Below are 13,790 nucleotides of genomic sequence, written 5' to 3'. Positions count from 1 at the left end.
CTATTGTTTCGACGCTAGAGAAGCACCGAGCGCTTGCGAAAGCCAAACTTCAAACGTACGCACAGGATGACGACGGACAACTTGAGTAGGGTCCACCATCGGTTCTACCAAAATGGTAAACATCCCAAATCGATTCCCTGCTAGAACATCGGTGAACAAGCGATCGCCCACCATTGCCACCTGTTCTACAGGCAGATCCATCGCGGTCACAGCTTGCCTCAACTTGCGACGAGAGGGTTTGCCCGCTCCAAACAGGTAGGGCAATTTCAGCGATTGAGCAATGCCACGAATGCGACTCTCACTCAGGTTATTGCTTACCAGCCAAAGCGTGGTGACTTCTTGGATATCTTCTACCCAACTCAGCAATTCTGTCGAAGCTTGCGTCATTCTGAACGGCACGAGAGTCTCATCCACATCCAGAATCAAACCTTTCAGGCTGTACTGCTGCACAATTTGCGGTGTCAGCGTCAAAATCGAGCCTTCCAAAACCAAATCAGGCTGTAACAGGGAACCCCAGGACATAAATCAAAACAGGATAGCGCTAACTAAAATACAGATATTAAAAGTGAAAGAGTAGGCTGACAGATCTTAATCAGCGCTTGACTCGCTCTAACCCAACTGACGGCGTGTGAGAAGGCTACTCACGGCTCTAGGGTGTTTTCGAGGGGTTTTCTGCCTCGGCATTACGTGCAGCAGCCCGCCCATCCTGAATTTGAGCTTGGGCAGCCTCATGCTCTGCTAACGTACGGCTGAACACATGCGTGCCATCATAGCGAGCCACGAAGTAGAGATACTCCGTTTTTTCAGGCTTCAGAGTTGCCTCTAGACTTGCTAGGCCAGGACTGCCGATGGGTGTGGGTGGTAGTCCTGCATTGAGGTAAGTGTTGTAGGGCGACGCTGTATTGACTTGAGCTAGCGTCAGGGGCTGGTCAGGTGTTTGTTGAATTCCCAAGCCGTATTCCACCGTTGGATCAGCGCCTAGGGGAATGCCTTGTTGCAGACGCTGAGTAAATACCCCAGAAATCCGGGGCCGTTCGGCAGGAATCACTGCTTCTCGTTCCACAATGCTGGCTAAAGTTACCCACTCCAGCAAACTCAGTTTGGTTTGTTGCTGAGTTCCTTGGTAAAGGGGTAAGGCAGCTTGCTCAAAACGGTTGAGCATCTGTTCCAACACAGCTTGAGGCGTAATTTGGTCGTCCGACAACTGATAGGTGTCAGGGTACAAAAAGCCTTCCAAGTGGGGCAACCCTACTGGCAACCAAGGATATTGATTTTGGGGAATTTGGCTAGCAGCGGTGAGAAATTCTTGAGCTTTGAAAAAACCCTGCGATTCAAAGTAAGCAGCCATTTGTTGGAGCGACCAGCCTTCAGGAATGGTAAAGCTAGCTTGTACTACCTCCCCAGCCCAAATTTTGTCGGCGATCGCGGGCAAAGGCTGTGCAGGCGACAGCTCATAGGTTCCTGCTTGAAAGCCACCCTGACGATTTTGGAAAGATAACCAGCGCGTCCATAAATCCCAAGCAGTGGCCGAACGAATTAATCCTGCCCCCTCTAAGTCGCGGCCAATTTGTTGCGCTGGCGTGCCAGGTGGAATTTGAATTCGAACCGCTTTATTACCTTCTACAGCTGTGGTCGAAGTTGGGGTTGAGGCCGTCACCTTCAAGGGCGGGGCGCTGGCCCAACTCCACCAGGCCCACCCCTGCCAGGCAGACAAACCTAGAACTGCAGGCAGGAGTAATAAGTAAAATGACCACTTGGAAATACGTTGGACTGCTTTCATGGTTTGGTTGAGTGAATCACGTTTCCCGGTAGGTGCGTGCAAGGCTCAACTCAGCCTTATTCCATCTCATCAAAGAGTTGATCTTCGATCATGGGCAACATCGGTTCAATCTTGCTTAATTCTTCTGGAGAGAGTAATTTGGGCTGCCCTTCGGCATCCATCTTAGCCAGAATAAAAAATGGGTCAAGCGGTGCATAAATGGCATACTCTTGCTCTTCATCATAGAAGCTAGCAAGCAGCTGCAACTCTTCGTGCTCACCCGAATCCCCTTCGTCAGCCACCTCTACATCTTCCTCATTGAGTTCGGGCAAATCTCCCTCAACCGTAAGAGTGACGGCAGTCCGCTTGAGTTCCAAGTTCTGCTCTTGCAAAACCGCACGGGCGATGGGAAAAATTCGCTCGATTTCTGCCTCGTCTTCGACTGGAATGGCTTCTTCCTCATCTCCTTCTTCTTGCCAAGCAAAAATTTCGACGGGAGAGTCAATGGGGAGAAGAAATACGTACTCTTGTTCCTCAATATCGATCGAATGCTCGATATAGCAGTTTAGCGATCGCCCGGTGTCATCTGTGAGAACGACAGTAGGAGCATCAAAATCTTCTTCGGGCATGCCTGCGCCTTCTCGATCCATATTTGACTCAGTCATCGGATTTCTCCTGCAATTATTCGCGCTTTCCTCTGAAAAGTATCGCCTACGCAGACACTTTGCAGCATGGTTGACCGCCATTGAGCCGCCAGCATTTTAAGTCCAACCCTATGAATGAGGTTGAAAAACCAAGTACTGCAACGTAGAAGTGGCGAAGCCAGCATACTACATCAGTGCAGAGTTTGGGGTTGTCATGGCAGAATCCAGGAATTTTTGGGAGCGGCGCTGATCTAACCATTGTTGCAGAATTATGGCCGCAGCTTTGCGATCGATTAATGCTTTATTCCGCGATGGGGAAATATTTTCAGCCTGCAACAACTGCTCCGCTTGGAATGACGTGAGTCGTTCATCCATATATTCCACTGGCAGTTGCAGAGCAGCCGTGAGCCGTTTGGCAAACTTTTGCACCTGCTTGGCTTGAAAACCCAAGCTTCCATCCATCGAATAGGGCAAACCTACAACTAAAACTTCTACCTGACGCTGCTGGATTAAGTCTCTCAGCTGGTCTAATACCTGAGCAAAGGATTTGTACTCAATCGTCGTTAGCCCAGTTGCAATCAGCCCCGTGCCATCACAACCCGCCACGCCAATGCGTTTTCTACCGACATCTAAACCTAGAGCTGAAATCCTCGCCATGCTTGGTTAATTCCTAGGGCAGCCTTAGCGATTTGGCTGGAGTGAACTGCATCAACTCAGCCAGCTTAGCACCAGGAATCATTTTGATGTCCCTGAGGAAAATGAATTTCTGGCACCGGGTTGAGCTTTAGCTCTTTTTTGCTAGTGAAGATGCGGCGTTTGCCCCAAAAGTTTCGACCGATCGAAAAGCCTAACTTGCGGGCAGGTGCTTCTGGAACAGGTGGAGATGGAGGTGTTACGGCAGATAGCTCTGGTGTAGAAAGCGATCGCGCTGCGGTTTCAGCGTCAGGAGTCTCGCTGTAAGCTAAAGGAGCTTCGGCTGGATCAGCAGTTTTGTCGCTTTGCCACAGGTTGGGGAGAGACATCCGACCAGGCACAGGCTTACGCGCAGGTTGAAAGCCTTGCAAAACATCGGATAGCTGCAACCCTTCTAGTGAGACTGGTTTAGCTTCTCGCAATTTGTGCCAGACAGAACGCGACATCATCAGCGTATGCTCGGTGCGAGTTGCGCCAATCCGCTCTAAATATTCTTCGCGTTCGGGTTGGTAGTCAGCCGAAGACAAGAGCAACGCTTGCGCCGGAAAATCTTGGGCAATCCGGGCCATCTGAGATAATAGCTCTGGATACAGCCAGGTGTAGGCGGGATGAACAGTTAACTGCCCCTGGTGGTTTTGGGAACTATCGCGACACAGTTGAATTTGGAAATAACCAATCGCAGCTTTGCGCTGGGGTTCAAATACGTAACCGCTGACCACTTCAGTCTGATTAACCCATTGCTTGACGCCTTCTAGCAGCGCCCCAAACAAGCTGGTTTTGAAGTCGTGTAGGTGGCGATCGAACACCTGTCGTACCAAAGGTGGCATTGCTGCTGTATCAAGTTGGTACAGCAACTGCGCATCAGCATTACTCACAGGTAGCAAGTTAGGTAGATCCGGTTCGCGCTCAGCTAGCTCTTGCAGTAACTCTGGCGCGATCGCCCAGTGAGTCAGTTGAGCCAACGGCTGAAACCCATTTTGGCGATAGAGGGCTAAAGCCGTTTTGTTATTGACGTTGACTTCTAGCAGCCAAGTTCGCGCTTCCCAAATCGCCTCAAAGCAAGACCGCAGCAGTTGGGAGCCTGTCCCTTGAGTCTGAGATTCCGTCTCCACCACTCCCACTCGCTCTACCCGCCAAGTGCTACGAGTGCGATTAAACGGCGACACTTGAATGGCACCTCGCACTTGATGATCTTGCTCCGCCACATAGGTAAAGAAACGATATTGAAACGGATTGGGAAACAAGCTGAGAAATTTGAACAGCCCATACCAACGCCGCACTTGCTGCAAACGTCGCTGCACGGCATCCAAGTTGCTGTGATTGTCTGCGATCGCAGCCTCCACAAACAACGGCTCAACAATATCCAGGTCTTGGTGCTGGACTGGACGAATCACAGAGTTGGAGTTTTGGGAGACTGAAGTCATGACAGGTAAGGCTACAGTTAAGCCTAGGGTAACAGCTAAGGCCCGAAGTCTTCATCTACCCCTGTAGAGCTTTTTCATCAACCCAAACTCACGGCTCTAAGTCGCCGAGACAACCAGACTGAACGAATAGAAGCAGTCAAAGAGCCATCAATTGACTCAGCTAACTGCTGGCTTGACGCTTCCGTTGGCATCAGTGGGTCGAATCAAAACGATGGGCGTTTGTTCGTCAGAATTTCCGGCGGGATTACTGATTAATGCCTGCTCCAAAAAGGTTTGAGTTAGGCCAGGGGATGCTGCCAATATCTTAACTGCTTTTAAATCGTTCACGTCTACGATCGCAGCCAGTAACCCTGTTTCCCGGTAGATCTCGTCAACCACTTGCTGCGGGTTTTCTGGCCCCATGACAATAAATTGGTCGTAAGGAGGCAGAGTGCCCGTTACATCGTCGATCAGGCGAGCTTGCTCCCCAGCCAGTTGGTAAAACATCCCCGGTTTACCAAAGATTTTGGCGATCGCGCCCACCACAAACGCAAAGACCACTCGCCCAGGCCCCACAATATCCACCAAGGCTTGCAACCCACAAGCAGTCGCCAAGCTAGAAGTGGGCAAGAAGAAGTAACACAATCGCTTAGCAACCCAACCAGGCTTAACTTGTGTGGGGTGTCGAAATCGCCCTTGCATAATTGCCACTGGGCTTTCTCCGAGGGTAACCACATCTCCGGGTTGCGAGTAAGGCGCGACGTAGCGCTTGATCACCTCAACCGGATCATCTAAGTGGGTCAGAAGATGCGTACGGATGGGTAACACATCGGCATTGGTGGCAGGTCGCCAGCGCGAGGGAGCGGTTTCAGGGGTCGGGAATTGCAGAGGCACAATCACATGCCGCACTTTAGGAATGCGTCCCTCTGGACCATAGGTGACGTAGCGAATTTGAATCCAGGCAACTTGAAGGGGTGTTAGGTCTTCACCTTGCATCTCCACAACAACTTGCAGACGGGTAGACTTGCCAATTTTAACGATGTAGCCAAACCAGTAGTCATCAGGCCTAGCGGGGACATCCGCATGATTGGGCACCACCCTTGTGGTGTAGGTCACGCCCTCTAGGCTCGCCTTGGACAGCAATTTCACCTGAGCCTGAACTTCTGGCACCATAATTTCTAAGCTGCGAGTACGATTGCACAGCTCCAACTCACCAACCAGAACATACCGTTGAGGTTCGTACACCTCTAGTTGCCAGTTGCCTGAGGTCAGATCTAGGTCATTTCCAGGACGACGACGGTATTGACTCTCTAGCGCTAAGCCTCCCAGGCCAACGAGTAGCGCTGCTGCTCCTAAACCAATTCCGATACTCCCCACAGTCGCCCAACCCTCGATCAATTAACTAAATCAATTAACTAAAACTAACTAGTGCAAATTGGTTGCAATCAAACCACTTTAAGGCAGCCTGAGATCTAACCAAGGCCACGAACTCAAGCAATGCGTCTTTAAGTCTATAGAACAAATGAGTTCTTGACAGTGGGAAAAATCGCAATCTTTGGCAAGTTTCCCCCTAGACTGAAGCCTTTAGCGGATAGCCTCATTATTCAAGCCAGTATCAGATGTTCCGAAACGAACAGCTTTTTTCTCGCCTTAGGTTTACAAAACTTATTATGATGAGTGAATCAAGTTTGAGCGGCTGGAGATTGCTATAACTAGCAGAGCTTGGAGTTGATCCAAATTTGTCCGTATAGCTTCTGTGCTGGCTCGAACCTGGCGAACTGAGTCGATAGATTTTTCTTAAACGTTTGTAAACTTTTAGGATGCACTCACAGAGTGCTTTGGTTTCTGAGGAGTCTGTATGAAGCAACTTGTGACTGCTGAGCGCTCCAGTTTAATTGCCCATGTCGTAGCCATGGCCTTTGGACTAGCTGGATTGCTCTTGGTTTTACCCCACCCAGAGTTTGTTCTGATGTTACCTCCGGCAGGGCAAACCCTGTTTCAGTGGAGTATGGCTGGGGGCGGCGTAGTTTACATTCTGCTAGGAGCGATCGCCGTTGCCATCTACACCTATCGGACCTTGGGCTGGCAGCGTTGGCTGGCGTTTATGGTGCCTTCTGTCTGCATTTCTCTTTCTAGTGAGCTTTTGGGCACTAGCACTGGTTTCCCCTTTGGTGACTACGGTTATCTGAGCGGTTTAGGTTACAAGATTGCGGGCTTGGTGCCGTTCACGATTCCTTTGTCTTGGTTTTACCTCGGTTGCGCTTCTTATTTATTGGCCCGCGTGGGTTTGGAAGCCAGCCAACAGACCAAGTTACCCAGATGGGTACGGAGTGGGTTAGCGATCGCCCTAGGTGCCTTGCTGCTTACCTCTTGGGACTTTGTGCTAGACCCTGCCATGAGCCAAACGGCAGTTCCTTTCTGGGAATGGAAGCAACCGGGCGCGTTCTTTGGCATGCCTTACCAAAACTTTGCGGGTTGGTGGGGAACTGGAGCGGTCTTCATGAGTGTGGCAGCTCTACTGTGGGGTAAAGCTCCCATCGCCTTGAATCGGCAACAGTTACAGCTACCTTTGGCTATTTACCTCAGCAATTTCGCCTTCGCGATGATTATGAGCTTGGCCGCAGGCATCTGGATTCCAGTGCTATTAGGCTTGGCGCTTGGCGTAGCTCCAGCATTGATTCTATGGCGCATGGCCCCCGCTACTAGCATTGCCCAGCTTGGGGATACGACAGAGGCAGTGCTACCTTTTGTCGGCGAAGTCAGCGAACCAGCGATTAGTCTGGCAAGTGACTTGTCTGTTGCGCCTATGGAACTCGGCTCGAAGTGAATCTCAGTTTCGTTTTGTATGGATTCGCTTTGACTCCGGTAGCGTTCAGTGGACAAGGAGATGGTTCTGTTACCGGAGCGATCGCCCTTGTCCTGCTACTGCTACAAGTTCCTGCTGTCGCGATTTTGCTGTCCCGTTTGCTGCGCGGTCCCAATCGTCACCCTCCCTTACAGCCTCAGAAACCTAGTCCAGAACTGCTGGGAAAGGTCAGCATTGTCGTTCCTACGCTCAACGAAGCAGAACGAATTGGGCCTTGTCTCGCCAGTTTGAGCCAGCAAAGCTATGAAGTGCGAGAAGTTTTGGTGGTGGACAGCCGTTCTCAAGATGGCACTCCAGATCTGGTTAAACGAGCGGGTCAAGCAGATCCGCGCTTCCGGTTGCTGACGGATGATCCGTTACCTCCGGGTTGGGTAGGGCGGCCTTGGGCTTTACATACGGGCTTCGTCCAAAGCTCGGAACAAAGCGATTGGGTAGTAGGGATAGATGCTGATACTCACCTAAACCCTGGCTTAGTTAGCAGTTTGGTGAAGACCGCGATCGCGGAAGGCTACGACATTCTTTCCTTGGCACCCCAATTCATCTTGAAGTATCCGGGAGAGCTGTGGCTGCAACCCGCTCTATTGATGACGTTGGTGTATCGCTTTGGTCCTGCCGGAGAAACTAACAATTCAGCCGAGCGAGTCATGGCGAATGGGCAATGCTTCCTGAGCCGTCGATCGGTTTTGGCAGCGCTAGGCGGTTACAGTAGTGCTCGCAACTCCTTCTGTGATGATGTCACGCTGGCTCGTTATGCGGCTGCCCAAGGCGCCAAGGTGGGATTCTTTGATGGCTCCAAGTTGCTGAAGGTACGAATGTACGAAGGAGCAGCGGAGACTTGGCGCGAATGGGGGCGATCGCTCGACCTCAAGGATGCAGCAGCCCGTGGTCAGATTTGGGGTGACCTATGGCTACTCGCCGCTGTGCAGGGATTACCAGTGCCCTTAACGCTGATTTTGCTGAGCTGGGTCAGTCTGGGAATTGGTTCTTTACCTGTGGTTGCGGCTTTAGGCTTAAACCTGGGCTTGCTAGTCATGCGGGTTGGATTGCTCTGGGCGATCGCACCTTCTTACGATTTCACCCAGGCTAAAGCAGCTTGGCTATTCTGGCTCTCTCCCTTAGCCGACCCCTTGGCAGTGCTCCGCATTTGGTTGTCGTCTACCCAAACCTCAATTCAGTGGCGCGGGCGGACTTACAGTCAAACGTAGCCGACTTCCTTGAGTTCCTCTAGCTTTACTGCCATGCTCCAAAGCCTAAAGCCTCGCTCAACTGCCTGTGTTTTATTTGGGAGTGCTCGGTAGCCTTGTAGCGGGGCTAGCACCAGGGGTTGGAGCCTTTCCGATTTTGTTTCTCAACGAAGTTACCACTACTTCACCCCGTTAGATTTGTGGGGCTGTGGGGAGCGCTAGCTTAGCGGGGCATTGCAGTAGCAGGCCGTACTCTAACCCTTCCACCACAGCCTGGTAAGACGCTTGCAGAATATTGGTCGAGACGCCGACCGTCGTCCAGCGTTGATAGCCGTTGCTCGATTCAATCAGCACGCGAGTTTTGGCAGACGTGCCCGACCCGCCATCCAAAATCCGCACCTTGTAATCGGTGAGGTAAAAACTCTCAATTTCTGGGTAAAAGTTCACCAAGGCTTTACGCAGAGCGGTATCGAGAGCTGACACTGGACCATTTCCCTCTGCTGCTTCTAGGATATCTTGGCCATCTACTGCTAATTTCACCGTCGCCAGAGACAAACTTTGAGCGGGATCGGTGTCAGGCATCATGTGGTAGTGAACTTGCCAACTCTTTAGTTGAAATGGCTGCTGTCGTTGGCCTAGCGCTTCCCGCATCAATAGCTCAAAGCTGGCTTCGGCGGCTTCAAATTGATAGCCTTCATGCTCCAAATTTTTCAGGTGTTGCAGAATTTGGCGATAGGTGGGGTCTTGAGGGTCAAGTTCAATGCTGAGGCTCCGGGCCTTCGCCAAAATATTGCTCAGCCCTGCTTGGTCAGAGATGACAATCCGGCGGTTGTTGCCGACTAACTCTGGCTGGATATGCTCGTAAGTGATGGGATTGCGCTCTACGGCGCTGACATGCAAGCCCCCTTTATGGGCAAAGGCAGACAGTCCTACATAAGGAGCATGGTCATCGGGAGCCAAGTTCACCACTTCACTGACAAACCGACTCATCTGAGCCAAAGTTGCCAGTTTTTCCGGTGCTAGGCAGGAGTAGCCCAGTTTCAGTTGCAGGTTAGGAATCAGAGAGCAAAGGTTGGCATTACCGCAGCGTTCGCCATAGCCGTTGATCGTACCCTGTACCATCTGTGCCCCTTCCATCACTGCTGCGATCGCATTGGCTACGGCCATCTCTGTATCGTTGTGGGTATGAATGCCCAAAGGGGGTAAGGGAGCATTAACACCTTGGCCACTAGCGACCTGCCGTTCCCTTAAGCGCTGTTTGACCTCTCGCAAAGTTTGACTAATTTCGTGGGGCAAGCTTCCACCGTTGGTGTCACACAAAACCAACCACTCAGCCCCCGCCGCGATCGCTGTTTCTAGAGTTTCTAGGGCATAGTCGGGGTTGTGCTTATAGCCATCAAACCAGTGCTCCGCATCGTAGATCACTCGTCGCTCTTGGCTGCGGAGGTAGGCGATCGTGTCCTGGATCATCGCTAGATTTTCTTCTAGCGTCGTTTTTAGCCCTTCAGTCACATGCAGATCCCAGGATTTGCCCACAATCGTCACCCAGTGAGTGCCTGCGGCTAGCAAGGGTTGCAGCATCGGGTCAGTGGCCGCAGTTTTTCCGGGACGACGGGTAAAACAAAACGCCACCACTTCCGCTTGAGCCAGTGGTGTTTCTTTGATTTGCCAGAAGAACTGCACATCCTTGGGATTCGCTCCGGGCCATCCTCCCTCAATAAACGGCACTCCTAGTTGGTCGAGTTGGCGGGCAATGCGGAGTTTATCTTCTAAGGATAGAGATAGCCCTTCGCGTTGAGCCCCATCTCGCAAGGTAGTGTCGTAGATCCAAAGCTGGGGAGAAGATGGTGAGGTCATGGAAGAAGCCAAAGCTGAGGAAGGATGGAATTAAAATGTTTCAAAAAGCGTAGAGAAATTTAAACTTTAAAGCTGTAAGGTGATCGTTGGTTCACGTAGCTCAAAATTATGCCGCAGATTACAGCTCAAGGGAAAACATTTATCTGCGATCGCGGAGCCAATCTCCGTCAGGTTTTGCTTCAAAATAACGTTGCTTTGCATAATGGCAACGCCAGCTTCATCAACTGTCATGGTTTAGGTAGCTGCGGTACTTGTGCCGTTGAGGTTGAGGGCGAGGTTGCGGAACCCAACTGGCGCGATCGCACTCGGCGGTCTTTGCCACCCCATGACACTAGCCAAAATCGCCGACTGGCCTGTCAAACCAAAGTGCTAGGGGATATTCGAGTCACCAAGTTTGATGGATTTTGGGGCCAAGGCACTCAACCGCTGTGGACTCCAGAAGGATAGACTGAAGAAAGGTTTGGGGAAGGAAAACACCAATGAATGACTTACTAAAAGCGGTAATTGGACTGATAGTTTTTGCTATCTTGCTGGGAGCATTCATTGCCTTGCGCTCTCGCAACTCGGCTCAACAGATTGGAGGGCCAGCCGATCCTTCTTCCAGTGCTGCTCCTGCGGGTCAAGTGCGGAGTGTGGGCCAAACTACTCAAGGTTCAACGAATCAACCCACCCGATCAGTCCCTGCCAGCCAAACAGGTACTTCTAATACAGGTGCTTCTGGTACCGCTGCTTCTGGTACAGGTACTTCTGGCACCACAACCACCACAACGACCACCCAACCCAGTGGTACATCCGCTACAGGCACCACCGGATCGAGTGCTGGTGGCGGCACTACTACAACCGCTCCTAGGGCTGTAGGTGCAGGTAGTAAGCCAGTTCCAGCGCTTTGGTAATCCTAACTTGGTTAATTGTGACTCAATTTCAGCTTGTTGCATGAATACAACCAGTGACGTTCTTATCATTGGCGGCGGCATCGTTGGCCTTGCGATCGCGATTGAGCTGAAATTGCGGGGAGCAACGGTGACAATTCTCAGCCGTGACTTTAAGCAAGCCGCCGCTCACGCCGCTGCGGGGATGTTAGCACCTCAAGCCGAAGGCATTCCTCCAGGGGCAATGCTGGAGTTGTGCTTGCGATCGCGCCAACTTTACCCAGAGTGGATTCGCAAGCTGGAGGAACTGACGGGTGCCAAGACAGGCTATTGGCCTTGTGGCATTTTGGCTCCCGTCTACGCAACAGATGCCAGAGCAGCTCTAAGAGAGGCCGCTGCGATCGCCCAAGCCTCCGGAACCGAAGCGCAATGGCTAGATCAAGCTGTAATTCACCAATACCAGGCAGGTTTAGGCTCAGAGGTAGTGGGCGGTTGGTGGTTTCCAGAAGATGCCCAAGTCGATAACCGCGCCCTCACCCAAACTTTGTGGATTGCCGCCCAAACCCTCGGCGTGAATATTCAGGATGGCGTCAGCGTCCAAGCCATTCAGCAGCAACAGCGCCAAGTCGTCAGCGTCCAAACTTCTGTAGGAGATTGGCAAGCCAAACATTACGTCTTAGCCACAGGGGCTTGGTCGAATGAACTACTGCCGATTCCAGTGCAGCCTCGCAAAGGCCAAATGTTAGCGGTAAAGTCACCTGACTCACCTCAGGGCTTAGCATTACGACGAGTTCTGTTTGGCTCCGATCTTTACATCGTGCCGCGCCAAGATGGTCGCATTATTATTGGAGCTACCAGTGAAGAGGTTGGTTTTACTCCCAACAATACCCCCGCAGGCATTCAGCAGCTACTTGCACAAGCCATCCGACTGTATCCAGCCTTACAAGAGTTCGCCTTACAAGAGTTGTGGTGGGGTTTTCGGCCCGCAACGCCTGATGAGCTGCCAATTTTAGGAACCAGTGGTTGCGCTAACCTGCTACTTGCCACAGGGCAATACCGGAATGGTATTTTATTAGCCCCAATCACCGCTCAACTGATTGCCGATGCGATCGCCCAACAACTCGATCCATTGCTGGAGCATTTTAGTTGGCAGCGCTTTCATCAAACGAAACCCTCGACTCCCCCTGTTTCGTTAGCAGCTTTAACTCCTGCTGCCCTTAGTTCTTCTACCCACGTTCTCCCAAGGTCTAATTCTGTGTTAACTCACGCTGCTCCTCCTTTACCCCAAGCCGATATCACGACGCTAGATAGCCCCTTAGTAATTGCTGGGCGATCCTTTCGCTCCCGACTGATGACGGGGACTGGCAAATATCGCAGCATTGCCGACATGCAGCAGAGTGTCGTGGCGAGTGGTTGTGAAATTGTGACGGTGGCAGTGCGACGAGTGCAAACTAAAGCCCCAGGCCATGAAGGCTTAGCCGAAGCACTGGACTGGAGCAAAATCTGGATGTTGCCCAACACTGCAGGCTGCAAAACGGCAGAGGAAGCGATTCGGGTCGCCCGTTTAGGCCGAGAAATGGCAAAACTCTTGGGCCAGGAAGATAATAATTTTGTCAAATTGGAAGTGATTCCAGATACCAAATACCTGCTACCCGACCCCATTGGCACTCTAGAAGCGGCAGAGCAACTGGTCAAAGAAGGGTTTGCCGTGTTGCCCTACATCAACGCTGACCCCCTTTTGGCTAAACGGTTGGAAGAAGTAGGCTGTGCCACGGTAATGCCTTTAGGTTCCCCAATTGGCTCTGGGCAAGGCATCAAAAATGCTGCCAATATCCAGATCATTATTGAGAACGCCCAAGTGCCTGTCGTGGTAGATGCAGGTTTAGGCGCACCTAGCGAAGCCGCTCAGGCAATGGAAATGGGAGCTTCAGCTTTATTGATTAACACCGCGATCGCCGAAGCGCAAAATCCGGTAGCAATGGCGAGAGGCATGGGATTAGCAGCGGAAGCAGGTCGGTTAGCTTACCTAGCAGGCCGTATTCCGGTGAAAAGCTACGCCAGCGCTAGCTCACCTCTCACAGGCACCATTACTCAGTAGATCTGAAGTAAATTTGAGCATTTTTCAGTTTCTAACTCTTTCTAACTTAGGAGCGAGAGTATTTTCCTAATTTTTGTTACAGTTAGTTAATACAAAAACTGAGGGTTCTATTCATGCGTTATACGACCGAGGAAGGTGGACGCTTAAATAACTTCGCCGTTGAGCCAAAGATGTATCAAGCAGAACCCCCAACTAAAACCCAGCAAAGAAACTTCTTTATTTTGGGAGTTGTAGGAGCGGTGTTAGTTAGTGGGTTAATCTTCGTCGCCTTCTCTGTATCCAACCTAAGTTAGTAAAAAACTAAGCTTCAAAGCTTACATAAAATATAAAGATAGGTCAGGTATTGCTTATTTTGGGCGACCTGGCTTTTTGCTATGGGTTGCCACCCCAAGTTTATTGATTATTGCGATCGCATTA

13 protein-coding genes are annotated in these 13,790 nt (G+C 51.2%); 6 read left to right on the top strand and 7 right to left on the bottom strand.

Going from position 1 to position 13,790, the window contains the following annotated elements; translation table 11 throughout:
- The 6 genes from KME12_01770 to KME12_01745 form a co-directional block, all read right to left on the bottom strand.
- Nucleotides 1–522: a YqeG family HAD IIIA-type phosphatase gene (locus tag KME12_01770; protein ID MBW4486496.1), complete on the bottom strand. Its 522-nt coding sequence runs from the start codon at nt 520–522 to the stop codon at nt 1–3.
- Nucleotides 523–649: 127 nt separating this feature from the next.
- Nucleotides 650–1,780 carry an endolytic transglycosylase MltG gene (gene mltG / locus KME12_01765; protein ID MBW4486495.1) on the bottom strand — a complete coding sequence of 377 codons (1,131 nt, stop codon included), beginning with the start codon at nt 1,778–1,780 and terminating at the stop codon, nt 650–652.
- 56 nt (nt 1,781–1,836) lie between these two features.
- A complete protein-coding gene (locus tag KME12_01760) occupies nt 1,837–2,388 on the bottom strand; it encodes a DUF3727 domain-containing protein (protein ID MBW4486494.1) in 552 nt (183 codons plus the stop codon).
- A 201-nt stretch (nt 2,389–2,589) separates the two neighbouring features.
- Entirely contained in the window at nt 2,590–3,060 is a 471-nt protein-coding gene (gene ruvX / locus KME12_01755; GenBank protein ID MBW4486493.1) for a Holliday junction resolvase RuvX, read from the bottom strand.
- 65 nt (nt 3,061–3,125) lie between these two features.
- Nucleotides 3,126–4,520, bottom strand: a complete 1,395-nt coding sequence (locus KME12_01750; protein MBW4486492.1) for a GNAT family N-acetyltransferase — start codon at nt 4,518–4,520, stop codon at nt 3,126–3,128.
- Nucleotides 4,521–4,676: 156 nt separating this feature from the next.
- Nucleotides 4,677–5,876: a F420-0:Gamma-glutamyl ligase gene (locus KME12_01745; GenBank protein MBW4486491.1), complete on the bottom strand. Its 1,200-nt coding sequence runs from the start codon at nt 5,874–5,876 to the stop codon at nt 4,677–4,679.
- 481 nt (nt 5,877–6,357) lie between these two features.
- Between KME12_01745 and KME12_01740 the strand changes: the two genes are divergently transcribed.
- Together KME12_01740 and KME12_01735 are read left to right on the top strand one after the other, a co-directional pair.
- Entirely contained in the window at nt 6,358–7,326 is a 969-nt protein-coding gene (locus tag KME12_01740; protein MBW4486490.1) for a carotenoid biosynthesis protein, read from the top strand.
- A gap of 29 nt (nt 7,327–7,355) precedes the next feature.
- Nucleotides 7,356–8,570 carry a glycosyltransferase gene (locus tag KME12_01735; GenBank protein ID MBW4486489.1) on the top strand — a complete coding sequence of 405 codons (1,215 nt, stop codon included), beginning with the start codon at nt 7,356–7,358 and terminating at the stop codon, nt 8,568–8,570.
- 171 nt (nt 8,571–8,741) lie between these two features.
- Here KME12_01735 and cimA read toward each other — a convergent pair whose 3' ends face one another.
- The gene (gene cimA, locus KME12_01730) at nt 8,742–10,406 is read right to left on the bottom strand and encodes a citramalate synthase (protein MBW4486488.1); all 1,665 of its coding nucleotides are present in this window, start codon (nt 10,404–10,406) and stop codon (nt 8,742–8,744) included.
- A 108-nt stretch (nt 10,407–10,514) separates the two neighbouring features.
- Here cimA and KME12_01725 point away from each other — a divergent pair, with 108 nt between their 5' ends.
- From KME12_01725 to KME12_01710, 4 genes are all read left to right on the top strand, one after another.
- Nucleotides 10,515–10,853 (top strand): (2Fe-2S)-binding protein, encoded by a 339-nt coding sequence (locus KME12_01725; protein MBW4486487.1) that lies wholly within the window; start codon nt 10,515–10,517, stop codon nt 10,851–10,853.
- A 32-nt stretch (nt 10,854–10,885) separates the two neighbouring features.
- Nucleotides 10,886–11,299 (top strand): hypothetical protein, encoded by a 414-nt coding sequence (locus KME12_01720; GenBank protein ID MBW4486486.1) that lies wholly within the window; start codon nt 10,886–10,888, stop codon nt 11,297–11,299.
- Between the two features lie 40 nt (nt 11,300–11,339).
- Entirely contained in the window at nt 11,340–13,373 is a 2,034-nt protein-coding gene (thiO, locus tag KME12_01715) for a glycine oxidase ThiO (GenBank protein MBW4486485.1), read from the top strand.
- A gap of 113 nt (nt 13,374–13,486) precedes the next feature.
- Complete coding sequence (locus KME12_01710) at nt 13,487–13,666, top strand: ssl1498 family light-harvesting-like protein (protein ID MBW4486484.1); 180 nt, start codon at nt 13,487–13,489, stop codon at nt 13,664–13,666.
- The last annotated feature ends 124 nt before the right edge of the window (nt 13,667–13,790 follow it).

This window comes from Trichocoleus desertorum ATA4-8-CV12 (assembly GCA_019358975.1).
Classification (GTDB): Bacteria; Cyanobacteriota; Cyanobacteriia; order FACHB-46; family FACHB-46; genus Trichocoleus; species Trichocoleus desertorum_A.
Note: the sequence above shows the minus strand (reverse complement) of the source record. Positions and strands in the feature narration are given on the sequence as shown.

Bases quoted from the DNA above. Each gene is read 5' to 3' on its own strand.
- KME12_01770 (MBW4486496.1), bottom strand. From the start codon at position 522: ATGTCCTGGGGTTCCCTGTTACAGCCTGATTTGGTTTTGGAAGGCTCG.
- mltG (MBW4486495.1), bottom strand. From the start codon at position 1,780: ATGAAAGCAGTCCAACGTATTTCCAAGTGGTCATTTTACTTATTACTC.
- KME12_01760 (MBW4486494.1), bottom strand. From the start codon at position 2,388: ATGCCCGAAGAAGATTTTGATGCTCCTACTGTCGTTCTCACAGATGAC.
- ruvX (MBW4486493.1), bottom strand. From the start codon at position 3,060: ATGGCGAGGATTTCAGCTCTAGGTTTAGATGTCGGTAGAAAACGCATT.
- KME12_01750 (MBW4486492.1), bottom strand. From the start codon at position 4,520: ATGACTTCAGTCTCCCAAAACTCCAACTCTGTGATTCGTCCAGTCCAG.
- KME12_01740 (MBW4486490.1), top strand. From the start codon at position 6,358: ATGAAGCAACTTGTGACTGCTGAGCGCTCCAGTTTAATTGCCCATGTC.
- cimA (MBW4486488.1), bottom strand. From the start codon at position 10,406: ATGACCTCACCATCTTCTCCCCAGCTTTGGATCTACGACACTACCTTG.
- KME12_01725 (MBW4486487.1), top strand. From the start codon at position 10,515: ATGCCGCAGATTACAGCTCAAGGGAAAACATTTATCTGCGATCGCGGA.
- KME12_01720 (MBW4486486.1), top strand. From the start codon at position 10,886: ATGAATGACTTACTAAAAGCGGTAATTGGACTGATAGTTTTTGCTATC.
- thiO (MBW4486485.1), top strand. From the start codon at position 11,340: ATGAATACAACCAGTGACGTTCTTATCATTGGCGGCGGCATCGTTGGC.
- KME12_01710 (MBW4486484.1), top strand. From the start codon at position 13,487: ATGCGTTATACGACCGAGGAAGGTGGACGCTTAAATAACTTCGCCGTT.